Source organism: Bdellovibrio sp. HCB2-146 (assembly GCF_047345725.1).
Taxonomy (GTDB): Bacteria; Bdellovibrionota; Bdellovibrionia; order Bdellovibrionales; family Bdellovibrionaceae; genus Bdellovibrio.
On record NZ_JBLEQP010000001.1, the window covers coordinates 1,752,197 to 1,774,940 of the forward strand.

Sequence of the window (22,744 nt, forward strand, 5' to 3'; positions counted from 1 at the left end):
AGGGCTCGGTGTCGATGATTGCACCGAAAATGTCCGACTTTGCCATGGTGGGATCCTTTCTAGGATTTGTTATTGGTATGGCCGCCCGGCCACTGGGTGCTTTCTTTTTCGGATTAGAAGGTGACTGTCGGGGAGCGAAACAATGTCTGCTTCGAAGCGGGTATTTAATGGGCGTCGTGACTTCGATCATTGCTGTTGTTCCGGGATACGATATCTTAGGTGCGGGAACACCCAGTTTAAATATTTTTTTACGCTTATTGCAGGGTTTTGCAATTGGCGGAACTTATAGTTCCATTGCGCTCTTAGCTTATGATGCGGCTCCAGAAAATTCTAAAGGACGTTTTACCTGTTTTATTCAGGTGGCTGCGCCGGCAGGGTATCTAAGTTCCTTGGCAGCAGTTCTTGTTGTCAAAATATTTCTCGGTGACGTCGCCTTTCATGCGTGGGGCTGGAGAGTTTGTTTCATTGCAGCAGTGGCACTTTTATATTTCATTCGTAAAATTCAATTAACGAATTGTGAATTCGAACTTCAGCCTCTTTTTTCAACGCGGATGGAAGTTCTTAAGTCCGTTGTGAATTCTTTTAAAACACGCAAGTCTTTTGCAAAGGCCTTTTTCTTTTTTATTTTGCCAGTGACTGGAGTTGTGGGCCTCACGACTTTTATGGGAAATGTCTATCAGCTGTTTTTTATGCAAACACTTCTGAAAGTCGACCCAATCCTTTCTAAATTTATTTTGGCGTTAAGCAGTCTTATTTATTTGCCGACATTTTTCTTTTGGGGAGTTCTTTCCGATCGAATGAACAAAACCAAAATGATTTTGATCGGTATTAGTCTTAGTACGGTTTTTATTTTGCCTTATTTTATGTTGGCTGAATATGTCGGCGAAAGCTTGAAAAACCAAGGAACATTGATAGGTCTTCATACTTGGCTCATGATTATTTTTGGTTCTGCTATAAGCACCATCGTAGTGGCGGCCTACGCTCCGCTGATATCTTTTCTTGGCGAGTTGCTGCCACAGGCGTATCGCAATTTTTTATTAGCGAATGCCTATCATTTCGGGTTTGGTCTTTTGGGGTCTGTTGCGCAGCTCATGGGTACGTTCTTTCTTTTGGAACGCACCTCACTTTATGGAACAATCATCACAACCACGATCCTTTCAGCGCTCGGGATTGTGACGATTCTTCTTTATCTCTGGAGGAATCAAAATTCGCACATCAGAGGAATGAAAGAAAATTGAGTGACATCAACTAAGCCTTGATCAGTCAATTTCAAGGTCGGAATCACTGGGAGTGCCAAGAAAGCCATTTGAATAAAGGGTTCTTCAATGACAACACCCTGTTTTTTAAAGGCGAATTTCAGGGATTCAATTCCAGTTTTGATTTCTTCGGCACTTTGCAGACTGAGCAATCCTGCTAATGGCAATTCCACAAGAGCTTGTACCTGGCCGTTATTTACCACCACAAAACCACCGCCTGATTTAATCAGTGTATTGGCGGCAAGTTCCATATCAGCCGAGTTTGTTCCAATCACCATCAAGTTATGAGAATCATGAGCAACAGAACTTGCAATAGCCCCACTTTTAAGTCCTAAGCCTTTGACAAGGCCTAAAGCAGGAGGGCGGTTGTTTCCATAGCGTTCGATGTTGGCCATGAAGAGCACGTCATCACCATTAAATTTAGAACCATCATAGGTGAGTTTTAAATGCTTGGTTATAATTTCGTTTGGAACGATCTCAATCACGTTGTACGTACCAAGACTTAAATTGAATTTCAGATCGCCTGCCGTCAGGGGCTTGCGTTTCATGGTGTTTTCAAGAGGCGGTGCTGATTTCTCAAGTTTTGTTTTGAGGTTTTTTTGTAGTTCAAGTTTCGAAACCCATTGGCCACCGATCATCACATCTTGGATTGCGACTTTCTCAAGATTGCTCAACAAAACTAAGTCGGCTTTTTTCCCTGGAGCAACAAGGCCTAAGCGTTTCAGACCAAAATGTTTTGCCGCGGAATAAGTCGCCAAACGATAAGCCACGTGAACAGCCACTTTATGCGTATTGATAAGTTCATGAATGATATAGTTGATATGTCCTTCATGAGCGATTTCAAAGGGATTGCGATCATCTGTGCACAGCAAACACTGCGGTGACGAAAACTCATTTACGAGCGGAGCCAATGTGCGCAGGTTTTTCGCAACACTGCCTTCACGGATGATAAGGCCCATGCCCTTTTGCAGTTTTTCACGGCCTTCTTCTAAAGTCACAGTTTCGTGACAGTTTTGAATTCCCGCGAGCAAATAGGCGTTCAGTGCTTTTCCACGGAGAAGAGGAGCGTGCCCATCAAGATTGAGGTCAGAAAAGCTTTCGACCTTTGCCAGAACTTCGGGATTGGCGTTAATCACACCTGGGAAGTTCATCATTTCCGCCAGTCCTAAAACAGATGGATGGTCTTTGTGCTTTTTCATTTCTTCCAAAGGAAAATCGCTGCCTGTTGTTTCAAAACCAGGAAGAGCGGGAACACAAGATGACATCTGCACGAAAAGGTTCTGGTGCATAAGTTCAGAACAGCGGAGGAACCAAGTAAAGCCTTTTCCACCTAAAACGTTTGTTATCTCGTGTGGATCACAGATCGCTGTTGTGGTTCCTAAAGGCAAAGTGGCTTTTTCGAACTCAAACGGCGACATCATCGAAGATTCAATGTGCAAGTGCCCATCGATAAAACCCGGAGTGATGAAAGCGCCTTTTCCGTCAAAGACTTCTTTGGCATCGGAATCTTCATACTCCATTCCAATGCCGACGATATGATCTCCGCCAATTGCGATACAGCTTGGATAGATTTCACCCGTAATCACGTCAAGCAGGCGAATATTTTTAATCAAAAGATCTAACTTCTCAGCTCCTCGCGCTTGCGCAAGTTTTTTAGGAAGTTCATGAGAAGGAATGTTTTGAGTCTTTTTTTTACTTAGAGACATAGAACCTCATCGCGAGTGCGAAGAATTTGCGCGACAATGCTAAAGCCAATTTCAACAGGGGAGTTGGTGCCGAATTCTTCTCCCATCGGGCAATGGAAACGCTCCACCGCACCATCTGGTACTCCGGCATCTTTCAGGTCTTTTACTAAGCGCAGTCTTTTCTGATCGCTGCCGATATTGCCGACATAGCTAAAACGATCTCTTTGTTTCATGACTTCAGTAAGGACCGGAAGATCCGTTCCATGTCCCATCGTCATCACTGTCACGAAACTGCGTTCAGGAATTTTTGCAACTTCTCCGGCAAGATTGTCCAGGCAGAGAGTTTTAAGTTTTGGGGATTGCGGAAGCTTTGCCACCCATTCCTGACGAGAATCCATACAGGTGATCTGGCAGTCCAGGTGGAGCAGGAGACGAACGAATTCTTGGGCTATATGACCCGCACCGAAAACTGTGACATGAAAAGGATGGGATTTTTCAAAAAGTTCAAAAAAGAAACTCACCACTCCACCGCAGGTCATGCCGATGTCCTTTTGCAGATTCCAATCTGCATAGACATGCGGCGTGCGTTCTTGAATCATCTTTTGCGCTTCTAAAATTGCGCGAGCTTCGACTTTGCCTCCGCCAACAGTTCCAAACTCCAATCCATCGCGGCTGACTAAAGCTTTGGCGCCGACATCTTGCGGGGATGAACCGACTTGCTTGACCAGAGTGACAATGACACAGTCCTTGCCCTGATTTTGCAGAGTCTTTACCGCAGAGAGAAGATCTTCAAAATTTGTCTTAAGCATGTTTTGTTAGCTCCATCAAAATTTCCTCAGGTGTTGCAGGTGATTTGATCTGAGGCAGCTTCCCTTTGGTTTTATAGCGAAGAGCATCTTTCAAGGCTGTCCACACTGAGATTCCCAAAAGGAAAGGCGGTTCACCGACAGCTTTTGAGCGATGAACATTTTGATGATTCTCATTATTTTCAATAAAGGACACGTTAAAAATTCGAGGCGTGTCTTGCACATTTGGAATCTTATACGTTGTCGGCGAATGACTGAGCAGACGGCCGTCTTTATTGTAGAAGAGTTTTTCCGAGGTGACCCAGCCCATGCCCTGGATAAAAGCTCCCGTCACTTGGCCTTTATCAATACCAGGATTCAACGGGCGCCCGAGATCCATTAATATATCAGAGCGCAAAACTTTGTATTCTCCGGTCCAAGTATCGATCTGCACTTCACTGACAGCAACACCATTGGTGAAATAATTAAACGGAGTTCCTTGGCTTTTCTTTTTGTCAAATCCAAGGCCTTCTGTTTTAAAGTGTGCGTACTCACCCAAGGACATTCGGTTGAGGTAGGCAGAGATCGTAATTTCTTTCCAAGTTTTCTTTTGTCCTGAGACTTTGTGGCGAATTTCTTCATTCACAAATTCAAAATCGTTCAGATTGAGCTCTTTCTCATTCAATGGAGGACATTCGTTGATATCATCCATGCGTGTACCCTTCATGATATGTGTGAAGAGCCAAGCTAGACGCTTTTGAATTTCTACGCAGGCTTTTAACGCCGCTGCGGCATTGATATCGGAACCACTGGAAGCCGCCGTTGGTGACGTATTGTGATTCTTTTCAGTCGACGTGGCCATCACTTTGACATGTGTTGCGGGAATACCAAAAGCATGTGCTACCACTTGTTGAATCTTGGTGTTCACACCTTGACCCATTTCGGTTGCACCCGTTGAAACTTGCACAGTTCCGTCTTTATGAACATTTACTAAAGCATTTCCCTGATTTAGAAAACGCGCGGTGAAGGCAATACCAAATTTAGTTGCAGTCAATGAAAGACCACGGATTTTACCAGTGGCTTGCGCATTAAACTCGTCGATCTCTTTACGGCGAACGTCATAGTTAGATTCTTTTTTAAGTCGCGCAAAAAGTTCTGGAAGTGGATTGTGATCAATTTTCTGGCCATAGTGAGTGGTGTTGCGCTCGCCTTGATAACAATTGCGTTCACGAATGACAAGCGGATCCATCTTAAGATAAGTCGCGACCTCTTCGATGATGGATTCAATAGTCATTGTGCCTTGCGGGCCACCGAAACCACGGAACGCTGTGTTTGATTGAAGATTGGTCCGGCAAACAGTTCCCTCGATGTGTGCATGAGGCAAATAATAAGCGCCATCAATATGAAATAGCGCACGGTCTAAAATGGAACTGGAAAGATCGGCGTAAGCGCCTCCATCTGCATAGAGGTGAGCCTTCAGAGCTAAGATTTTGCCATCGTTATCAAAACCAATTTCATAGAAATTTTTAAAAGGATGACGCTTTCCTGTCATCACCATGTCATCGTCTTTCGAAAGAACCAGACGGGCCGGGCGACGCATTTTTTGTGCAACCAAAGCAGCCATGGCAGCAAAAGGTGCGGCTTGGCTTTCTTTGCCGCCAAAGCCTCCGCCCATACGTTTTACAACGCAGACGACTTCATGCAGGTGAAGACCCAGAGCTTCAGCCACCACATGTTGTGTTTCGCTCGGATGTTGAGAGCTTGAGTGAACTTCGATTTGTCCATCTTCAAGTGGATAAGCGATACAGGCGTTTGATTCCAAGTAAAAATGTTCTTGGCCCCCACACTCAAAGACACCTTGGAGTTTGTGAGGAGCCGAGGCTAGAGCTTTATCGGCATTCCCTTGAATAAAAGGATTTGCCTTATAGATATAACGATTTTGCTTGATGGCTTCGTCGATAGAAAGAACCGGAGTGGATTTTTCAACTTCAAAACTAACTAAAGATCTTGCACGCAAAAGCTCTTCCATATCTGTTCCAACTAAGAGAAGAGCCGGTTCATCATAGTGACCAATTTGATCTTCTACCAAAATCGGTTGTTCGGCGACGATAGTTCCCCAATGGTTGTGGTGCAGATCTTTTGCTGTGTAAGCCGCCAGAATACCTGGTGCCTGTAACGCTTTTTCGTAATTGATTTTCTTAAGTCTTCCAGCTGCCGCGGGAACGCCAACTGGCAGAACCGTGAGCTCACCTTTTTGAAAAGCTCTGTCGTCAATGAAAACGCTTTGTCCTGAAACATGACCACGAGAGGAGTCGTGGGGAATATTTTGACCTATGGACATGCGAGCTCCTCATTCATTTCGTGATAGCATTTTTCAAAAAGATTCTGTGCCACCTGCCATCTGTAAGCATCACTGGCGCGGAGATCTGAAATGGGCGTGATAAAGTTTTTCACCTGCGAGCCTAGTTTTTGAAAAAGGCCTTGTGAGAAGTTCTGACCGATCATTTGTTTTTCCAGATCAGGCAGACGGATCACTGTCGGTCCTACGCCGCCCATTGCCAGTCGTGCTTCAGAAATTTTGTGATTCTCAATTTTAAGCACGGCTGCAAAGGTGACCGCTGAAATATCAAGATCTTTGCGCAGCGAAACCTTAAAGAGTTTTGATTGCCATTTTCCTGGCAAGTGCGGAATAAGAATTCCAGTCGCAAGTTCGTTGGGTTTGATGTCAAAAACTTTATAAGCTTTATAAAATGAAGTAAGCGGAACCAGTCGGGAGCCTTCCGCAGAAACTAGCTTCACCGATGCATTCAGCACTAACAAAGCGGGGATGCTGTCCCCGATCGGTGATCCATTCATCACATTCCCAAGCAAAGTGCCTTGGTTTTTAATTTGCGGAGAGGCAAAGATTCTTAGTAAACGTGAAAACTCAGGATGAGCGGCTTCAATGTAGTTTTCAAACTCTGTCAGAGTTGTGCGCGCGCCAATCCAAACGCCGTCTGGCGTATTGTTGTTTTCAGAGAGAGCCGCGATGCGATTCAGAACGAGAACCTGATCTAGAAATGATTTTCCTTTGTTATGAAGAACACCCAGATCTGTCGCCCCGGCAACAATACGGGCGCCTGGGTTCTGTGCTTTAAATGCCAAGGCATCAGAAAGAGTCGTGGGCGCAAAGATTTGTTTCAGAGATGTTTGAATTGCTAAGCTGTCTTTGGTTTTTTCTTTCAGGACAGTGGCTTCTTTATCGGTGAAGTATCGAGACTCGAGTGATTCCCATTTAGAAAGATCTAAATTTCTTGCGGCATTCAAGATAGGCTCATAACCCGTGCAGCGGCAGAGATTTCCAGTCAGATAGTTGCGGGCTTTTTTCTCTGTGATTTGTTTTTTTTCGCGCGAACAATCTTCGGCAAGAGATGAAAGAGAACACACCATACCCGGTGTGCAGTATCCGCATTGGCCGCCGTGGAAGTTGCGCATTTTTTCTTGGACTTCACTGAGTTGCTGATTTTTCTCAAGTCCTTCAACAGTCACCACCGAACAACCATCAAAAAGATAAAGAGGTGCAATGCACGAGTTGATGGTTTGTGGTTTTGACCATTTGTTATCAGTGAGTCTTGACACAACAGTGGTGCAAGCGCCGCAATCACCTTCAGCACAAACAACCTTTGTACCTGGAAGACTTGCGCGATAACGAAGAAATTGAGCGAGTGGAAGAAAAGCCTCTTCACCTGCAACAGAGTGCTCAACTCCATTAATGAAGATATTGATATTATTGCGAATTCTTGAATCAGCCATTCTCATTGGTTCTCATAAATCGGCTGTCATTTCAATACTTTTCACAGGGAAACGCAGGTTCTCGGCAGAAGGTCTCTAGTCTTTGGGCGGGGACTTTTAGCAGCGTTAAGGAAGTCGCGAAATTTCGCGATAAGTTGAGTGTGAAAAAGTGCGTCCTCACTCTCTTAATGACGGTCCTTACAGCTGGGCAAGCTCTGGCTCAAAGTAGCCGCGTTTTTAGCTGTCATTTCACTGATGAAATCAATCCTCTGACTTCTTTGCGCATGAAAGACTACTTCGACGCAAACTTGAATATGGAAATGGGGAAGGTGGATCTGATGGTCGGCCTTGAAGTGAAAGAAAGCACGCGCACACAAATTCTGGAAGTGCCTATTTGGGAGAGCGATACTTATATCAAGATGTGGTATGCCCCTTCACTTCGCGTCGATGCGCAAATGTCGTGGTCGTCTTCTAGTCGCGAATTTCAGGCGACTTATATGAAGAACTCTTTAAAGCGTCCGATTTTCTGCACAAAGATCAATGACTAAGAGGTCTCGTCTTGTGTCTGTTTGATGCGAATATCAAAGACAAGTTCGCAAAGCCATGAGTGGCCTTCAGGATTTTTTCGGGGCTCCGAAATATCTCATATATGTATAAAAAACTTTGGTCATCACGCAGCTATCGATTCAAGATTTTGTCTCTTTTGATTTTGGCAATTCTTCCGCTCTGGGGAATTGTGCTTTTCTATGTTCTGCCACTGGTTCGTACTTCCATGCATGAAGACCGCCAAGTCGCGGTTCGAAGCACAGTTGATATAGCGACAAAAGTGATTGAGCACTATCAGGAGCTTGCAGACAAACAAGTTCTGCCTGTCGATGAGGCGCAGAAACAAGCCCTCGCAGCAGTGGGAAGACTTCGTTATAACGGCAAAGAATATTTTTGGGTCAACGATCTTCATCCAAAAATGCTGATGCACCCAATGAAGCCGGAGCTTAATGGCAAAGATCTTAGTGATATGAAAGATCCAAATGGATTTCGTCTCTTCGTAGAATTTGTCAAAGTCGGAGAAGGCCCCTCTGGCGAAGGTTTTGTGGAATACCTCTGGCCAAAGCCAGATACGCCAAATCCAGTCGCGAAAATCAGTTTCGTTCGCAAAATTAAGAATTGGAATTGGATCGTGGGGAGTGGTGTTTACATAGATGATGTGGAAAAAGCTGTGGGGAGTTTCCGCAATAAAGTCTTGATCAGCTTTTTCGGCGCTTTTGCTTTGGCGTTTATCGTCTTCTTCCTCTTTACAAACCGTTTGATGAGTTTCTTATCTCGCACAGTGCAAGATACAGGAGATGCAAGTAAGCAAGTTCTTGAGGCGTCAACCATGCTCTCTGGTGCAGGACAAAATGTCGCACAAGGTGCCGTGGATGCGGCAGCTCGAATCGAAGAAACCCTGCGTGCAATCCAAGATCTTAACTCGATTCTAAAAGCGAACGAAGAGCGTTCGCGTGTCGCAGCCGACCTCGCAAGAAGTTCACAACAAGGAGCTTCAGAAGGAAATGCCGAGCTGAAAAAACTCATCGCTGCAATTACGGATATGTCGAAAACTTCTGAGAAGATCACTTCTGCGATGGATATCATTGACGATATCGCGTTCCAAACAAACTTGCTCGCCCTGAATGCGGCAGTCGAAGCGGCTCGAGCAGGGGAACAAGGTAAGGGTTTTGCGGTTGTCGCTGATGCGGTTCGAAGTCTTGCGCTCAAGTCAGCTGAAGCTGCTAAAGAAGTAAAATCTGTGATCACGACAAGTGTTGAGCAGACGAAGCGGTCATTAGTGTTAGCTGAAAAAAGTGACCGAGTCCTTGATGGAATTGTCGCTTCGGTTGAAAAGGTGAACGTGCTCAACCAAGAAATCGCAGAGACCACGAGCGAACAAGCGGGCGGCATTCACTCTATTCAAGAGAGTATGGGTTCTTTGGAAAAGCAGACGCAGTCATTCTCAGCGGTTGCTGAAGAAACTGCGGCGACATCTGAAGAAATGTCGGCACAGGCTCGAACTCTACAAGGCATGGTCACAAGTCTTGCAACCGAGGTTATGGGCAAAGCGAGCTAGATTTTAGAGGGGCTTTTAACCCGCGAAATCTAGCACGAAGCCCTTGGTTACTTTTCATAAATATGTTTTCGTTAGTATCTCTTGTGATATATTTGTATTTTACGAGAGGTTTTTCATGAAGTTACAAGGTGGCATTAATTTTCGTGATTTGGGTGGTTATCTTACTCGGGGTGGGATGAAGCTTAAAAAGCAGACTTTCTATCGCTCGGGATCCCTTTCTCGGTTAACTTCGGATGATTGTAAAACCTTAGAGTCTTTATCAATTAAGCATATTCTTGATTATCGGGATCATCATGAGTCTGAGAATGATAAGGATGTTGTTTGGAATGGGGCTCAGCATGAGTGCGTTCCGGCGAATCCTATTTCTCATAAGAGTTCTCCGCAAACTCGGGATTTTTTTAGTGACGATGTTCTTTCCGCTATTCCTCATGATTTTATGGAGTCGCTTTATCAGAAGCTTCCTTTTGGGAATGCGGCTTATCAGGCGCTTTTTCGTAAGGTTGAGAATTTGCAGGACGGTGGGCTTGTTCAGCACTGTGCGGTTGGGAAGGATCGTACAGGGATGGGGTCTGCGTTATTGTTGCTTTCGCTGGGGGTTTCTCAAGACACTGTGATGGAAGATTATCTGCTGACGCAAGAGCGTTTGAGCGATTATCGCAGTGAAGTTTTAAAGCGTATTTCAAATGGCAGTCATTCGGTCAAAGCGATGGACAATTTTCATTACGTGATGTCTGTGCGAGAAAGCTTTCTGCACTCTGGATTTGATGCGATTTTACAACGCTATGGAAGTTTTGAGAGATATTTCAGTGCAGAATTTGGTTTAACTCCTGAAAAGTTGGAAGTTCTACAAGCACGTTTTTCAGAATAGGATAAGGGGATGGAGCAGTTTCCAGAGCTTCACACAGAAAATTATTATTTGCGCGAGTTTAAGGAAAACGACATCGACGAAGTTTTTCGTGGGTTGTCTCATCCTGCCGTTATCAAGCACTACGGGGTTTCCTACAAAACAAAAGCTGCGACCAAAGAGCAAATGGACTGGTTTAAGCGCATTGTCCAAGAAGATTCGGGAATTTGGTGGGCTATCGAATCACGTCGCGCTCGGGGAGTATTGCTAGGGGCTTGCGGTGTGAACAGCTGGTCTCACGTGCACAACAAAGCTGAAATGGGCTATTGGCTTTTGCCAGAGTACTGGAAGCAGGGGGTGATGCGTGAATGTGTACCTGCGATTATCAATTACCTTTTTACCCAGACTCGTCTGCGCCGTATTGAAGCCACTGTCGAAGTAGGAAATGATCGTTCCGGCCATTTGCTTTTGAAAAACGGATTTACTCACGAAGGAACGCTTCGCGAGTCGGAATTTAAAAACGGCAAATATATTTCAGTTGAATATTACGGGTTGCTGAAATCAGAAATCTAAATCAGTACAAGATGGCGTTCAACTTCAAGAACTGGAGACTGAAGTGGAATAATATCGGCTTTCAAGTCTTTGAATTTCTTTTTCGCTAGAGTCATTTCTTCATCGATTTTTTCGCGACGAGCTTTTAACAAGAAATACTTGCCCTTTTTAGCGTAATAACCGCGACTCATATCCAAAATCACATCAACAGGTTTAAACCCGCGAGCCGTGACGATATCGTATTTATCCAGGTCCTTGGGAATTTCCCCGTGCACTTCCAGGTTTTGTGCAATCGCTTTGCAACGTGTGAGGAACTCCTGCTTCAACGGACTTTTTTCATAAAGATGATAAGCCACTTGCGGAAACTGAATGGCGTAAATCACGCCTGGCAGTCCGCCGCCCGAGCCAAAGTCTGCAGCCGTCTTAACTCCGTTTGGAAAATGTTTAAGAGGCAAAAGGCTGTCAATAACGTGATTATCGATCAATTCTTCAAAAGTCATTTTGCGGCTGATAAGATTCAGCTCTTCGTTGGATTTCCACAAAAGATCAACGTAGGCCTTCAACTGCGGAATAGCTTCTTCACGGAATCCGAGTTCCAAAAATAAAGGAATTCTTTTTTCAAAATACATCTGAGGTCCTTCCGACGTTATTTGGTCTGCGTGAAGAGGAAGTAGTCTCTATCATTGTATTTGCGAAGAAAGAAGTAAAGCTTGTTCGGATCTTTCATTTTTTTCTTGGCATCACGGACCGAAAGCGGGACTAGGCAGTCCAAGTGAAGACGATGCTGATTCTCACAGGCATCGGTCACTTCTTCTGCTCCCGTGAAATTCACCAAAGTCAGAGTGATATAAGGGCGATTCAGAGGCTGGATGTTTTTATCAATAAACTCATTGGGCGTCAGTTCATTGGCTTTATCTTTTGCTAAAAGAATCCAGCAAGGCTTCTTGCAGTTTTGGAAATCTTGCAATGTCGCAGACTCAGCATTGGAGATGAAATGAACAGGAGTTTTAAACATCCTTTCGTAATCAGAAGCGGCCATTTGGACAAGCGCTTGTGATTCTGCGTTTTCGGGAAGAATGCCCCAAAGAATGATGTCATTGCTTTGCAACTCAGGGAAAAGGCGAAGGACTAAATGCTCGGCAATGTTGTGTCGATCTGTACTAATCTCCGTGGGTTTAATCAGGGGAGCTGTTCGTAAGCTGATACCCTTACGCACCAAATACAACATGCAAACAGTGATAATAACGAAGGCTCCACCGAGGAGAAAACCGATCTTTTTCATGCCTCTAACATGCAGGACTCCGAGTGAAAAAACCAGAGATGACGCTGGACTACTTCGTCCTCGATTCTAGATGAACGGTTGGGAATCTCGGTTTAAGAGGCAAAAATCGCGATTTTTTGCAGGATCTAGGTCTAGGAAAATCATCAAAACTTCGACAGTTTTAATGAGACTAAAGGCCTGTGGTCAAATGCCGATCTTAGTCGTATGAAAAATACGACATACAAACTTACAATCTTATTGGCTGGTCTTTTAATCTTCTCAACTCCATCTGCTTTTGCGATGGGTAAAAAAATTCCAGGTTCTGGTTCGGGTGGTTCAACAACTCCGAAACCAACACCGACTCCAACGCCAAAACCGACGCCAACCCCAACTCCGACGCCGTCACCGACACCAACAGAGCCCGATACAGGAGCTTGGGATGTCACACCACTTTGGGAAAGCAAAGTTGCAGACGGCAAAGAGTGGTCAACACACGTTTATCACGCGCTCGATAGTTTGGGCCAAGATATGTTGGACGTGATTCCTGCAGATAAAAGCTTGTTCTGTCCAAAATACTCAAACTTGTCATACGCACAACGTAAGCAATATTGGACATATATTTTGTCATCAATGGTTCGTTTTGAAAGTAACTTCAAAACTGAAACCAAGTACACAGAAGATTTCAACGACAGCAATGGTAGACGCGTTATCAGCCGTGGTTTGTTGCAAATCTCGATTGAGAGCGGAAATTCCTACGGTTGTAACTTCAAAACGACAGCAGATCTTCATGATCCATATCAAAACTTAAGCTGCGGTATCCGCATCTTGAATCGTTGGGTGGGTCGTGATGGTCGTATCGCTGGTAAAGTGAGTGGCGGCTGGAAGGGCGGCGCTCGTTACTGGGCTGTTCTTCGCGCCGGTGACAAAGAATCTTATAACTCCATCGTTAAGTGGAGTCAGAATCTCGCTTTCTGTAAATAATTATTCTCGAATCTAAATTCCTTGGGGTCGCAAGTTTCATGATGAGCTTGCGGCCCTGTTTGTTTTGAAATTATTTGCAGTTCATTGCGCGAATGAATTCATCGGCATAAGCATAGTGCATGTCCGCGTCTCCATCGAACTCGGGACGACTCCGCATGATAGAAACCAAACTTTCGGAGATTAGATTTCGTTTCAGAGTGAGTTCAGAGAGCGTAATTCCATGAATCACACGACGCGTGTTCGTAATACCGCTCACTTTATAATTGGATCCGGGGATCTTGCCGAGGTTTTCAGGCGTAAGTTCTTTGAATGAAAGCTCAACTCCTCCTCCAACATTCGCGATCTCAAGTCTGTGGGTGGGACTCGCTGAGTGGCAGCTTGAGACTTCTGTGATGTTAGCCCAACTTAAAGACGAAGCAAAAGATAGCGCAAGAATTGCGAAAAGCACTTTCATGGAAACTCTCCTATTTTGAGGTGAAGATTCGTTTTACCAAAAAGGACCTATCACCGGCGAACGGAAAGAGTTTACATTTCCCGCATTTAATCGGAAATCGGCATAGTTTGTTAAGCTACATGCATTTGAGTCTCTAAGTTCAATATCAAGTTCGGTTGTGAGTACGTGGTCTGTTTCGGAAATTCCTGTAACCAGCACATCGTAAATACCACTGTGATCTTCATTTCGGCAATCAACATCGAATTCCGAAGCGGAGGTAGTGGGTTCTTTCCATTCTAAATTTAAGTAGGGCCGATAGGAAACGCGTATGCGCTGGTTAAACCCCATAGAGCGTTTCACTTTAATTTTGAACGCTGTGGCAGAAGGAACTTGTATGCGAAACGAGCCAATTGTAAAGGGCTGAACGACAAGTTTTAATTTAAATTTGTCCTTCTCAATTTTGATCGGTTGTCCATATGGGAGAGTCTCGTTGTTATAGAGAAAGCCTCCCACATTGCGAATATCTTTATTGGCAAAATGACGTGCGAATTGAAAAAACTTTTCGTCGATGCCGGGCCAGCGAGCCAAGGCGAGTCTTTCTGAGGCGAAAGAAGAATAGACTGGTTGGCGTTTTAATAAATTACCTATTTGGCCATAGTCCATGCCGAAATGCTGGCGGAGGGTATCAAAGAACAACACCGTGGAATAAGGATTGCGCTGACGATCGAGTGGTTCTTGAGGATTGTAGGTTTCGCCGTGCTGGATATCCAGACCACCTTCAGGAAATGGATACGAGGCAAAAAAGTTGGCAGAACCTTCAATCCACCAATCATACGAATAAACTCCTTGGCGACTTTCTGAAGATTTGTGAAAGACCAAATTGTCCTGAATACAATGAAAGATTTCATGGGCTCCGATCTGCTCAGCCAGATGACGGTTTTCAGAAATGTTCATGAAAAGTGAAATGCGACAAGGCTGTCCCAGATTCGGATTGATACTTGATTGCTCTGAAAAGGTACCGTCAGCTGAGACTTCGTTAAAAAGTGTCGCGTAAACAGAAGGCGTTTTGAACCAGCGATTAAAGAGTGGAACTGATGTTGCCATCACGTTGGCCATAGTTTCCAAAATTTCTTGTGAGGTTTTGTCGTTATGCCAGTAGTCGGCAAAGTGATAGATGCGCATTTCTGAACCGTTAATTCTCTTAGGGAGATGAAAGCTTTTCCACTCGTTGCAGTTTTCGTTTTGATCGGGAATCTCGGGCCAGAACTGATTGCATTTGAAAGTTTCAGTTCGAGCATTAGGTGAGAAAAGAAAAAGTAGCAAAATCACAGCCGCGAGTCTTTGCATAAAGCCTCTCCTGTTGGATTTCTTTGATTATAGATTTGCAGAATCAAGAAAGAACGAGCTGGTGGCTAAAAGCAAAGCAAGCGGTGTTAGTGCGCACGATCTGGGTGCAAATCATAGCTTTTAGGTGGTGCGAGAAAGCAGAGAGTGCGTGATTAAAGGATAAGTTTAAGCCTGAATATTTGTAACTTACTAGAAAGACGATCTATTTTATGGTCTTATAATATTACCCGGGTAATATTGACATTTCTATTTTACCCGGGTAATATTAAGGGAGTTCCTAAGATGAATTAAAGGAGTTTCCAATGAATCCCTCTCCGGAAAGAACTTGTACCGCTTTTGCCGGGCCTAAAAAGATCGCCCATGGTCATTTGCTGGATGTGGCCCTGAAAGTTAAAAGTCACCTGCAAAAAGATAAGAATGCTTCCATCTTGATTTTTGACGATGTGACTAGCGCACAAGTCGAGTTGGATCTGCGCGGAACGATGGAAGCTGTTGAAAAAAGAATGAAAGAAGCTTTTCCCGATGAAAGCGAAAAACCAGCGGGTCCCGGAAGACCAAAACTTGGCGTGGTGTCTCGAGAAATCAGCTTGCTTCCGCGTCATTGGGAGTGGCTTGCCCTACAACCTGGAGGAGCTTCCGTCACAATTCGTAAACTGATTGAAGAAGCCAAAAAGAAAACTCAAGGCCGCGATGAAATTCGCCAAGCACAAGATGCGACTTATAAGTTTATGACTGTGATGGCAGGGGATCTGCCTCATTACGAAGAAGCCCTTCGTGCGTTTTACGCGAAGGACGGTTCGTTGTTCAAAAAACTCATGGGTGAGTGGCCGAAAGACGTACGCGACCACGTATTGAAATTATCCGACGCTATTTTGTAAGGCAAAGCGCGTGACTTGTTTACCATCAACTTCAAGGGTTCCCGTAAATTCTTGAAGTGACCGAATCCATTTTTGTCCGAGAGAGTTGGCATAAAGGCATTCGTAAAAAACGTAATCAGCAAGATTGTCGCTGGATTTGGCGATATCAAGAACCTTATAGAGGTTCCCTTTGTAGTGTTTGTAGATGCCGCCAATTTCAACTGTTGGAGTATTCATATAAAGAGTCCTTTGCCTCATCAATCTAGGAGAGGGCAAAGGACTTTGCAAGAAACGATGCTTAGTGTGAAAGCTCGTCTACTTCTGTGTAGAGAACTTTAAGGACAGAGGAATTGAATCCGTCAAAAGCGCCAAGAAAAGAGCCAGGTTTGAGTTGCAAAGGATCTTCCATAGTTGCCTGTGTAATCACTTTCGGAAAGTTTGAATCCATTGCAGGCGTTTGAACCGGCTCTGTTTCGCAAAGTCTTGTTCTGCAAGCTGGTACTCTGCCCCAGTTTGGATGCGCAATTTGCAGGATCTGATCAAAGCCTGGTTGGCCCTGAATCACGTGAGCTGCAAAGTACTCATCACCTGCACCAAAGAACAAGTAATCTGCACCATTGGAAGCTTCGTTGGCATCAAGTGTCTTCGAGAAAACAACTTTCTCAACTTTCACTGTCACAGAACCCAAAAGCGTTCCACCTCTTTCGAAATGTCCTTTATAAAGTTTAGCGCCAAACGAAGTTTTCTCACCGCTGATGATTTGAGTAAGATCCATTACTTCAGGTTCAAGAGTGAACTGTTCACTGCCTGATGCTTTCAATGATTCATAATATGCAAACGTCTGAGAACGTGTGGCATTTTCAATAGAGATCTCAAGGATCACTTGATAGTTGTGAGGAATATGGAACATCGGTAGGTGAGAAGCATAAATCTTCTTATCACCGAACATTAACATTCCATGAACAGACGGGATATCAGCCTTTGCGTTCAAGAAGCTGCCAAAGCTGATCAAAAATGCCAATAGAGCTGCTTTCATTACGATCTCCTTTTTACAGTTCGTTTCTGCAAGGAAAATAGCGGAGATCCCATTATTCGTAAAATTAATTGATTTAATATAGCAATCAGTTTTGCTAATGATTTATGACTCTTTCGGAGAGAGCAACCAATCTTGGGTGCGCTCGAGTTGATCTTGAGGAACGGTCTTCATGACCTCGATTGCCAGCATCTCAAGCGTCATCGCTTGAAGCTCATCGCGCCAAGCTTGATCCGCGCGGTTCATAACTTTTGCGACAACGCAGACACCAGAAATTTTATCAGTTTTTTTCAAGCATGGATTGTTGCGGCGAATTTCTTGGCAATTAAAAGTTCTGGTTCGTCCTTCGACCGCCTCGACAATATCCAGGAATGTAATTTCGCTGGCTTTTTTAGCCAGTCGATAGCCACCGGTTGGGCCAAGCGTGCCCGTGATCAGGCCCGCTTGTGCGAGAGCTTGCAATGCTTTGGAGAGATATTCTTTTGGAACTCCGTGGAGTTCTGCCAAAGCTTTAGTTGAAAGAAACCGGTCGGCGGGAAGTCCGCTTAAGATGCTACAACAATGGAGGGCCCACTCGACCTGGTTTCTTAAAATCATTTAGTTCAATCCAACTTTATCAAGCCCCATCAATTTATCGAGTGCACCGGCTTCGTTTCTAAACGCGACACCGAAGCGATTCCAGAGATTGATAGTGCCAATTGCAAATGTGAGATCAGACAATTCTTTTTCAGAGAAGAATGTTCTGACTTTGTCAAAATCAGAGTCTTCTACACCATGAGGTTTAAAGTTTGTCAAAAGTTCTGCCCATTCTAATGCGGCTTTTTCTTTTTCAGTAAAGAGTTTGGATTCGTGCCACATTGGCAGATGATACAGGCGAAGTTCTCTTTCGCCGTGACGTTTGGCCTCTTTGGAATGCATATCAAGGCAAAACAAGCAGCCGTTCAATTGTGAAACACGGATCTTCACTAGATCTATAATGTTTTTTTCAACACTCGACTGCGCAATGGTTTTTTCAAGTTGTAGCAAGCTTGAGTAAGATTCAGGGGAGAGACTTGGATAGTTTAAACGGATACTCATGGTACACCTCTTTCAATTAAGGACATAATATATCCTTAATTATCCAGACGCAAGGCTGAAATTTTATACACCATAAGTAGTTGTTTTTACGATGTTTTACCTCCTTGCCGTCTTGCTTATTAAAAATAGCTTGCAATTAAATAGCGCGCGATCTAATATATTCTTATGAAAACAGATACCGCAATGAACAAAATGAAACCCACACTTCTCGTAGATGACCAACTCTGTTTTGCCATCTACTCAGCAAGTCTCGCGATGAATAAACTCTATCGTAAGCAGCTCGGGAAGTTGGATCTGACGTATCCACAGTATCTTGTGATGATGGTGCTCTGGGAAAACGATGAGCAGTCCGTCAGCCAGATCGGGGAGCGTTTGTTCTTAGATTCAGCGACGCTGACTCCGCTTTTAAAAAGAATGGAGACAGCCGGATTTATCACGCGCAAACGTTTGCCAGCAGACGAGCGCGTGGTCATTGTGACGTTGACGAGTGCAGGTAAAAAACTCAAGCAAAAAGCAGAGGCCGTATGGGAAGCAATTGCTTGTGCGGCAGAATGCACAGTGAATGAAGCTGTAACTCTGAAAAACCAGCTGAACCATCTGCGAGATAATTTAACCAAGAACACGTAAGGAAAAACCTGGGAAAGAAAGCGCCTTTCCTGAGGTAATTAAATAGCGCGCGATTAAATAGTACAAAATGAAAAAAGGAGATACCATGGCAACAATCGATAAAGTTCTTTATACAGCTGAAGTCACAACAACAGGTGGTCGCGAAGGTCGTTCTGTTTCAAATAACGGAGTTCTTGATGTGACACTGACAACACCAAAAGCATTGGGCGGAACAGGTGAGCACGGGACAAATCCAGAGCAACTCTTTGCAGCTGGATATTCCGCATGTTTCATTGGAGCTTTGAAATTCGTTGCAATGAAAGAAAAAATCGCTCTCCCAGCGGACACGTCGGTCAATGCACTCGTAGGTATTGGTGTTATTCCAACAGGCTTTGGAATCGAAGCTGAACTTAAAATCAATATACCAGGTTTCGATCGCACAGCCGCTCAAGAACTGGTGCAAAAAGCACACGGTGTATGCCCTTATTCCAATGCAACACGAGGCAATATCAAAGTCACTTTGACCGTCGTGTAGGAATGAAATTTAAGTGCATGTAGTTCTCTAAAAGAGAATAAAGAAAAGGGCAGCTTGAGAAGGCTGCCCTTTTTTTATTTTAAGCTTCTGTTTCAACAATCCAAGTATCTTGTTCTTCAAACAGATGCTCAAGGATTCCATCTTCAAATAGATGATCCCCATCAAATAGCTCTCGCAACGAAAGCGCATTCTTGGTGAGTGCGTGATAAGAAGCCACGCGAGCCTCGTATTCTGCCTTCGACATTTTTGGTTTCTTAAAGTCATGTGGGATCACCTTTTGTCCGTACAAAAGAGTGTCATAGCTGTAGCTATTAAAGACCAAAGCTTCAAGAGCTGTGTACGGAGAATTGGTCCCAAAGTTTGAAGATACTAATGGCGGGCGTTGCTTGAAGAGGTCCACAACAACTTTTGCGTCACCGATGTTTGTGTTTTCGCGGCACCATTTCCAGTAAGGTGTATCCAACTTGTTATTGAACTTATAGTGAATCCCCAAGAACCAACGGAATGTATCCCAAGTCACAGCGATTTCTTGGTTGATGCCTGCAATCGATGAATGATCTTGGTGATTGTTTGGCATCAACTTACAAAGAGTCATAATGCTGTGAACAGCTGTTTGAATAGCTGTTGATTCTAAAGGCTCAACAAAGCCGTAAGCATTGCCAAGACCGAAAACATTTTTGTTCCAAGCTTGCTTATGGCGGCCTGACCTGAATTCAACCATTTTGTATTTATCAAAATGACCGTACTTTGCGCGCGCTTCTTTAACAGCGGTTTCTTCGTCACAGTACTGTGTCGAGTGAACATAGCCATAATGGTTTTCCTGGCGCATAGGAATTGTCCAGCACCAGCCGTTATCCATTGTCGAGCAACGCGTGTGAACACCGATTTCGCCTTTATTGGGCATATCGAAAGTCAACGCACGGTTGTTAATCAAAGTTGAATTAAACGGAATGAATTCTGTTTTCAGAGCCTGCCCTAGAACGCGGGAACGGAAACCAGAGCAATCGATATAAAGATCAAATGAAAGCTTCTGGCCGTCATCTGTTTCAAGAGACGTGACGAATTCTTTCTCGTCCAAGTTCACTTTCACGACTTCAGCATCGATGATTGGAATCTGACGTTGCTTCAAGAGTGAGTTCAAAAAGCGGATCAAGTTCTTGTTATCTATGTGGTACGAAAACGGAATACTGGGAAGAAGCGAAAGAAGAGAGCCATCCTTTTGGCGAACCACTGGGACTTTGTTATTGTCCATCAGAACAGACGCCCAGTTCGCATTATTGATAGACTGCTCGTAGTAGTAAGATTCTTGTTGGTGACCTGCGAAGAAATTGAAGTTGAAATGAGAATCCTTTGGATCGCCCCAGTCAAAGCGGATGCCGAGTTTCAATGTCGGTTCAACTGCGCGGAAGAATTCGCCTGGATCAATCCCCAGAGTTCTGTGCAAGAAAGGAACGATCTCTGTCGTCGTCGATTCGCCAACGCCGATGACTGGAATTTTGCTAGATTCGATTACAGAAGTTTTGATATTCGGGTGCAATTTCTTTAGAGCGAGTGCTGCGAGGTAACCAGCCGTACCGCCACCAAGAATACCAATCGTTTTAATTTCAGTCGGTGGGTATTTTGGAAATTCAAGATAACTTAAATCAAAGGCGGTTTCGATAGTATCAGAAATAGAAGGCATGGAACTGTCCTGTCTTGGTAATGAGGCGCTATAGAATCATTTTTGCCCGTCGAGGTAAATGATCTTTTTTGCTACAAAGAGTGTTCTGAAAAAACTTAACGGTAATTGGGTGGTGACTCGCTATAAAGCGTTTCCACCTGAAGGGTCGGTGTTAAGGTAACAGTCAAATTCGTTAAGCTAGGCAAAGTTTTTCCATTGCTTTGCATTTTATACCAGTACTGAGTCTGGCTCAGACATTGCTTTGGTACGATAGGTATGAAAACACAGTTTAAAAACATCATTTTAGTATCTTCTTTTGCGACTCTTCTAATTTCTTGCAGCTATCCGATGGGTTTAGTCGGTTTGGGGAATCAAGATCAATCTGGGATGGATGAAAGTTCGTCAGCATCGCTGAATCCAGAACTTCAAGCCTCTGCCATGCAGATCCTTTCTCAAAACTGTACGGCTTGCCACACTGATAATTCGGGCCCAGGCAACATCTATGGATTGACCAACGTGAATCACTTGGTGTCTACGGGGCTTATAGTTCCAGGCGCTCCTGATCAGTCTTATTTATTAAATGTGATCAACGGCGGTTCAATGCCTCCAAGTGGTCCATTGTCTCAAGCTGACAAAGAAACATTACGCCAATGGGTGGCCGGCGGCGGTAACACTGGCAGCGGAGGTTCAACAGGCGGTGGGACAAGTGGTCCTTCACCGACACCAACACCTTCTCCATCACCAGGCCCTATGCCTACCGACTTGCAAGGTCAGGCTTTGCGAATTATTTCTCAAAACTGTACAGCTTGCCATGGGGAAACTTCGGGTTCGGGAGGAATTTACGGATTAACAAATACGGAGAGACTGGTTTCAACAGGACTTGTGGTTCCTGGAAATTCAGCAGGTTCTCGCTTGTATACGGTTATACAGTCAGGAAAAATGCCAGTGGGCCGTGTGCTCGCAGCGGCTGATCAAGATGTGATTCGTCGTTGGATCGACACTGAATTTTCAGCAAGTCCCAACCCACAACCTATTCCAGCTCCAAAACCAGAGCCAACATTTAAGTATATCTCAAGTGAAATCCTAACGCCAAAATGCGTAAGCTGCCACAATGCTACGACTCGCAACGGGGGTTATGCTTTTGATACCTACACGGCGGTTCTGCGAGCTGTTGATAAATCAAGACCGACAGATAGTGATCTTTATAAAGAACCAGAAGATGGCTCAATGCCACCTCGTCCAGGCACTCCATTAACGTCGGAACAGTTAAGATTGATCTTAACTTGGATCCAAAATGGAGCGCAAAACAACTAATTTTGGCGAAGAGAAGAAGAAAAAGGAGAAGCGGCGGCTTCTCCTTTTTTTTTTATTTAACTATGAAGTTGTCGCGTGGCTTCGTAAAGGAACCAAGCACGTTTTTCAGTTTCGTCAATCCAAACTTCAATCAGGCTGGCACTCGCAATATCGCGATGTTCATCGCAAATATCATGGGCTTCTCTGAGTGAAGCAACTAAGGAAAGATTGTCCTCACGAAGTTCCGACAGCATATCTTGTGGGGTTACGAAATCTGCGTCGTTATCTGATATTCTTTGCAAGCGGGACACGTGACCTATTGAGCGCAGAGTGGTGCCGCCGACTTTGCGCACTCGTTCTGCTAGATCATCGGTCATTGCAAAGATTTGTTCTCCTTGTTCATCCAAAAGTAAATGAAGGTCTCTGAATTGCGGACCACTCATATGCCAATGGAAGTTTTTGGTTTTAAAATAAAGTGCATAAACGTCGGCCAGGGCCAAGTTTAAGACTGCTGAAATATCTTTTGTCGCTTGTTCGCCTAAATCCGTTGGTGTGCGCAGGGGAGCCATTCGCGCAGATGTCGCGGACTGACGACGAGCTTTTTCTTTATCCTCATGTGTATGTGACGACATAGAGACCTCCATCCGCACCTATTATACGACGA

24 protein-coding genes are annotated in these 22,744 nt (G+C 44.4%); 10 read left to right on the forward strand and 14 right to left on the reverse strand.

Annotated elements, in window-relative coordinates:
- Positions 1-14 precede the first annotated feature (14 nt).
- Positions 15-1,238 (forward strand): MFS transporter, encoded by a 1,224-nt coding sequence (locus tag ACLWOR_RS08580; RefSeq protein ID WP_413940757.1) that lies wholly within the window; start codon positions 15-17, stop codon positions 1,236-1,238.
- Here the strand turns inward: ACLWOR_RS08580 and adeD are convergent.
- From adeD to ACLWOR_RS08600, 4 genes are read right to left on the reverse strand one after another with little or no spacing between them, the layout of a single operon-like run.
- Positions 1,202-2,962: an adenine deaminase gene (adeD, locus tag ACLWOR_RS08585; protein ID WP_413940285.1), complete on the reverse strand. Its 1,761-nt coding sequence runs from the start codon at positions 2,960-2,962 to the stop codon at positions 1,202-1,204. The two genes, ACLWOR_RS08580 and adeD, sit on opposite strands and share 37 nt — an antisense overlap.
- Positions 2,953-3,750, reverse strand: a complete 798-nt coding sequence (xdhC, locus tag ACLWOR_RS08590) for a xanthine dehydrogenase accessory protein XdhC (RefSeq protein ID WP_413940286.1) — start codon at positions 3,748-3,750, stop codon at positions 2,953-2,955. Before xdhC ends, adeD begins: the two co-directional genes overlap by 10 nt.
- The gene (gene xdhB, locus ACLWOR_RS08595) at positions 3,743-6,067 is read right to left on the reverse strand and encodes a xanthine dehydrogenase molybdopterin binding subunit (RefSeq protein WP_413940287.1); all 2,325 of its coding nucleotides are present in this window, start codon (positions 6,065-6,067) and stop codon (positions 3,743-3,745) included. Before xdhB ends, xdhC begins: the two co-directional genes overlap by 8 nt.
- Positions 6,058-7,524, reverse strand: a complete 1,467-nt coding sequence (locus ACLWOR_RS08600; RefSeq protein WP_413940288.1) for a xanthine dehydrogenase small subunit — start codon at positions 7,522-7,524, stop codon at positions 6,058-6,060. The genes xdhB and ACLWOR_RS08600 overlap by 10 nt, the downstream gene beginning before the upstream one ends.
- A gap of 134 nt (positions 7,525-7,658) precedes the next feature.
- Between ACLWOR_RS08600 and ACLWOR_RS08605 the strand changes: the two genes are divergently transcribed.
- The 4 genes from ACLWOR_RS08605 (at position 7,659) to ACLWOR_RS08620 (ending at position 11,018) form a co-directional block, all read left to right on the forward strand.
- Entirely contained in the window at positions 7,659-8,045 is a 387-nt protein-coding gene (locus tag ACLWOR_RS08605) for a cell wall hydrolase (RefSeq protein WP_413940289.1), read from the forward strand.
- Between the two features lie 101 nt (positions 8,046-8,146).
- The gene (locus tag ACLWOR_RS08610) at positions 8,147-9,601 is read left to right on the forward strand and encodes a methyl-accepting chemotaxis protein (RefSeq protein WP_413940290.1); all 1,455 of its coding nucleotides are present in this window, start codon (positions 8,147-8,149) and stop codon (positions 9,599-9,601) included.
- Positions 9,602-9,716: 115 nt separating this feature from the next.
- Complete coding sequence (locus tag ACLWOR_RS08615) at positions 9,717-10,469, forward strand: tyrosine-protein phosphatase (RefSeq protein WP_413940291.1); 753 nt, start codon at positions 9,717-9,719, stop codon at positions 10,467-10,469.
- A gap of 9 nt (positions 10,470-10,478) precedes the next feature.
- Entirely contained in the window at positions 10,479-11,018 is a 540-nt protein-coding gene (locus ACLWOR_RS08620; protein WP_413940292.1) for a GNAT family N-acetyltransferase, read from the forward strand.
- Here ACLWOR_RS08620 and ACLWOR_RS08625 read toward each other — a convergent pair.
- Both ACLWOR_RS08625 and ACLWOR_RS08630 read right to left on the reverse strand, forming a co-directional pair.
- Positions 11,015-11,626, reverse strand: coding sequence for a 16S rRNA (guanine(527)-N(7))-methyltransferase RsmG (locus ACLWOR_RS08625; protein ID WP_413940293.1), 612 nt, complete (start codon positions 11,624-11,626; stop codon positions 11,015-11,017). The genes ACLWOR_RS08620 and ACLWOR_RS08625 overlap by 4 nt on opposite strands.
- A gap of 17 nt (positions 11,627-11,643) precedes the next feature.
- On the reverse strand, positions 11,644-12,279 hold the full coding sequence (locus ACLWOR_RS08630; RefSeq protein WP_413940294.1) for a hypothetical protein: 636 nt from the start codon (positions 12,277-12,279) through the stop codon (positions 11,644-11,646).
- A 204-nt stretch (positions 12,280-12,483) separates the two neighbouring features.
- Here ACLWOR_RS08630 and ACLWOR_RS08635 point away from each other — a divergent pair, with 204 nt between their 5' ends.
- The gene (locus tag ACLWOR_RS08635; RefSeq protein WP_413940295.1) at positions 12,484-13,239 is read left to right on the forward strand and encodes a transglycosylase SLT domain-containing protein; all 756 of its coding nucleotides are present in this window, start codon (positions 12,484-12,486) and stop codon (positions 13,237-13,239) included.
- A gap of 70 nt (positions 13,240-13,309) precedes the next feature.
- On the opposite strand, the gene ACLWOR_RS08640 is transcribed toward ACLWOR_RS08635, so the two are convergent.
- Positions 13,310-13,693 carry a hypothetical protein gene (locus ACLWOR_RS08640; RefSeq protein WP_413940296.1) on the reverse strand — a complete coding sequence of 128 codons (384 nt, stop codon included), beginning with the start codon at positions 13,691-13,693 and terminating at the stop codon, positions 13,310-13,312.
- 33 nt (positions 13,694-13,726) lie between these two features.
- Positions 13,727-15,019, reverse strand: coding sequence for a hypothetical protein (locus tag ACLWOR_RS08645; protein WP_413940297.1), 1,293 nt, complete (start codon positions 15,017-15,019; stop codon positions 13,727-13,729).
- Between the two features lie 302 nt (positions 15,020-15,321).
- Here ACLWOR_RS08645 and ACLWOR_RS08650 point away from each other — a divergent pair, with 302 nt between their 5' ends.
- The gene (locus ACLWOR_RS08650; protein WP_413940298.1) at positions 15,322-15,897 is read left to right on the forward strand and encodes a DUF2239 family protein; all 576 of its coding nucleotides are present in this window, start codon (positions 15,322-15,324) and stop codon (positions 15,895-15,897) included.
- Here the strand turns inward: ACLWOR_RS08650 and ACLWOR_RS08655 are convergent.
- From ACLWOR_RS08655 to ACLWOR_RS08670, 4 genes are all read right to left on the reverse strand, one after another.
- Positions 15,877-16,113 (reverse strand): DUF1653 domain-containing protein, encoded by a 237-nt coding sequence (locus tag ACLWOR_RS08655; RefSeq protein ID WP_413940299.1) that lies wholly within the window; start codon positions 16,111-16,113, stop codon positions 15,877-15,879. The genes ACLWOR_RS08650 and ACLWOR_RS08655 overlap by 21 nt on opposite strands.
- 61 nt (positions 16,114-16,174) lie before the next feature.
- Entirely contained in the window at positions 16,175-16,912 is a 738-nt protein-coding gene (locus tag ACLWOR_RS08660) for a hypothetical protein (RefSeq protein WP_413940300.1), read from the reverse strand.
- A gap of 102 nt (positions 16,913-17,014) precedes the next feature.
- Positions 17,015-17,506, reverse strand: coding sequence for an Rrf2 family transcriptional regulator (locus ACLWOR_RS08665; RefSeq protein WP_413940301.1), 492 nt, complete (start codon positions 17,504-17,506; stop codon positions 17,015-17,017).
- Positions 17,507-17,986, reverse strand: a complete 480-nt coding sequence (locus ACLWOR_RS08670; protein WP_413940302.1) for a carboxymuconolactone decarboxylase family protein — start codon at positions 17,984-17,986, stop codon at positions 17,507-17,509.
- 165 nt (positions 17,987-18,151) lie between these two features.
- On the opposite strand from ACLWOR_RS08670, the gene ACLWOR_RS08675 reads away from it, so the two are divergent.
- Together ACLWOR_RS08675 and ACLWOR_RS08680 are read left to right on the forward strand one after the other, a co-directional pair.
- Positions 18,152-18,613 carry a MarR family winged helix-turn-helix transcriptional regulator gene (locus ACLWOR_RS08675; protein WP_413940303.1) on the forward strand — a complete coding sequence of 154 codons (462 nt, stop codon included), beginning with the start codon at positions 18,152-18,154 and terminating at the stop codon, positions 18,611-18,613.
- A gap of 85 nt (positions 18,614-18,698) precedes the next feature.
- On the forward strand, positions 18,699-19,127 hold the full coding sequence (locus tag ACLWOR_RS08680) for an organic hydroperoxide resistance protein (RefSeq protein WP_413940304.1): 429 nt from the start codon (positions 18,699-18,701) through the stop codon (positions 19,125-19,127).
- 79 nt (positions 19,128-19,206) lie between these two features.
- Here the strand turns inward: ACLWOR_RS08680 and ACLWOR_RS08685 are convergent, their stop codons facing one another.
- A complete protein-coding gene (locus tag ACLWOR_RS08685) occupies positions 19,207-20,808 on the reverse strand; it encodes a tryptophan halogenase family protein (RefSeq protein ID WP_413940305.1) in 1,602 nt (533 codons plus the stop codon).
- A 255-nt stretch (positions 20,809-21,063) separates the two neighbouring features.
- Between ACLWOR_RS08685 and ACLWOR_RS08690 the strand changes: the two genes are divergently transcribed.
- Entirely contained in the window at positions 21,064-22,101 is a 1,038-nt protein-coding gene (locus ACLWOR_RS08690) for a c-type cytochrome domain-containing protein (protein ID WP_413940306.1), read from the forward strand.
- 56 nt (positions 22,102-22,157) lie between these two features.
- Here the strand turns inward: ACLWOR_RS08690 and ACLWOR_RS08695 are convergent, their stop codons facing one another.
- Positions 22,158-22,712, reverse strand: coding sequence for a Dps family protein (locus ACLWOR_RS08695; protein ID WP_413940307.1), 555 nt, complete (start codon positions 22,710-22,712; stop codon positions 22,158-22,160).
- Positions 22,713-22,744: the final 32 nt, after the last annotated feature.

What these genes read in the sequence shown, in the direction of transcription:
- xdhB (WP_413940287.1), bottom strand. Translation starts at nt 6,067, where the DNA reads ATGTCCATAGGTCAAAATATTCCCCACGACTCCTCTCGTGGTCATGTT.
- ACLWOR_RS08680 (WP_413940304.1), top strand. Translation starts at nt 18,699, where the DNA reads ATGGCAACAATCGATAAAGTTCTTTATACAGCTGAAGTCACAACAACA.
- ACLWOR_RS08600 (WP_413940288.1), bottom strand. Translation starts at nt 7,524, where the DNA reads ATGAGAATGGCTGATTCAAGAATTCGCAATAATATCAATATCTTCATT.
- xdhC (WP_413940286.1), bottom strand. Translation starts at nt 3,750, where the DNA reads ATGCTTAAGACAAATTTTGAAGATCTTCTCTCTGCGGTAAAGACTCTG.
- ACLWOR_RS08610 (WP_413940290.1), top strand. Translation starts at nt 8,147, where the DNA reads ATGTATAAAAAACTTTGGTCATCACGCAGCTATCGATTCAAGATTTTG.
- ACLWOR_RS08690 (WP_413940306.1), top strand. Translation starts at nt 21,064, where the DNA reads ATGAAAACACAGTTTAAAAACATCATTTTAGTATCTTCTTTTGCGACT.
- ACLWOR_RS08640 (WP_413940296.1), bottom strand. Translation starts at nt 13,693, where the DNA reads ATGAAAGTGCTTTTCGCAATTCTTGCGCTATCTTTTGCTTCGTCTTTA.
- ACLWOR_RS08685 (WP_413940305.1), bottom strand. Translation starts at nt 20,808, where the DNA reads ATGCCTTCTATTTCTGATACTATCGAAACCGCCTTTGATTTAAGTTAT.
- ACLWOR_RS08635 (WP_413940295.1), top strand. Translation starts at nt 12,484, where the DNA reads ATGAAAAATACGACATACAAACTTACAATCTTATTGGCTGGTCTTTTA.
- ACLWOR_RS08660 (WP_413940300.1), bottom strand. Translation starts at nt 16,912, where the DNA reads ATGAAAGCAGCTCTATTGGCATTTTTGATCAGCTTTGGCAGCTTCTTG.
- ACLWOR_RS08665 (WP_413940301.1), bottom strand. Translation starts at nt 17,506, where the DNA reads ATGATTTTAAGAAACCAGGTCGAGTGGGCCCTCCATTGTTGTAGCATC.
- ACLWOR_RS08670 (WP_413940302.1), bottom strand. Translation starts at nt 17,986, where the DNA reads ATGAGTATCCGTTTAAACTATCCAAGTCTCTCCCCTGAATCTTACTCA.
- ACLWOR_RS08615 (WP_413940291.1), top strand. Translation starts at nt 9,717, where the DNA reads ATGAAGTTACAAGGTGGCATTAATTTTCGTGATTTGGGTGGTTATCTT.
- ACLWOR_RS08580 (WP_413940757.1), top strand. Translation starts at nt 15, where the DNA reads ATGATTGCACCGAAAATGTCCGACTTTGCCATGGTGGGATCCTTTCTA.
- ACLWOR_RS08675 (WP_413940303.1), top strand. Translation starts at nt 18,152, where the DNA reads ATGAAAACAGATACCGCAATGAACAAAATGAAACCCACACTTCTCGTA.
- ACLWOR_RS08645 (WP_413940297.1), bottom strand. Translation starts at nt 15,019, where the DNA reads ATGCAAAGACTCGCGGCTGTGATTTTGCTACTTTTTCTTTTCTCACCT.
- ACLWOR_RS08695 (WP_413940307.1), bottom strand. Translation starts at nt 22,712, where the DNA reads ATGTCGTCACATACACATGAGGATAAAGAAAAAGCTCGTCGTCAGTCC.
- ACLWOR_RS08630 (WP_413940294.1), bottom strand. Translation starts at nt 12,279, where the DNA reads ATGAAAAAGATCGGTTTTCTCCTCGGTGGAGCCTTCGTTATTATCACT.
- ACLWOR_RS08650 (WP_413940298.1), top strand. Translation starts at nt 15,322, where the DNA reads ATGAATCCCTCTCCGGAAAGAACTTGTACCGCTTTTGCCGGGCCTAAA.
- ACLWOR_RS08655 (WP_413940299.1), bottom strand. Translation starts at nt 16,113, where the DNA reads ATGAATACTCCAACAGTTGAAATTGGCGGCATCTACAAACACTACAAA.
- ACLWOR_RS08620 (WP_413940292.1), top strand. Translation starts at nt 10,479, where the DNA reads ATGGAGCAGTTTCCAGAGCTTCACACAGAAAATTATTATTTGCGCGAG.
- ACLWOR_RS08625 (WP_413940293.1), bottom strand. Translation starts at nt 11,626, where the DNA reads ATGTATTTTGAAAAAAGAATTCCTTTATTTTTGGAACTCGGATTCCGT.
- adeD (WP_413940285.1), bottom strand. Translation starts at nt 2,962, where the DNA reads ATGTCTCTAAGTAAAAAAAAGACTCAAAACATTCCTTCTCATGAACTT.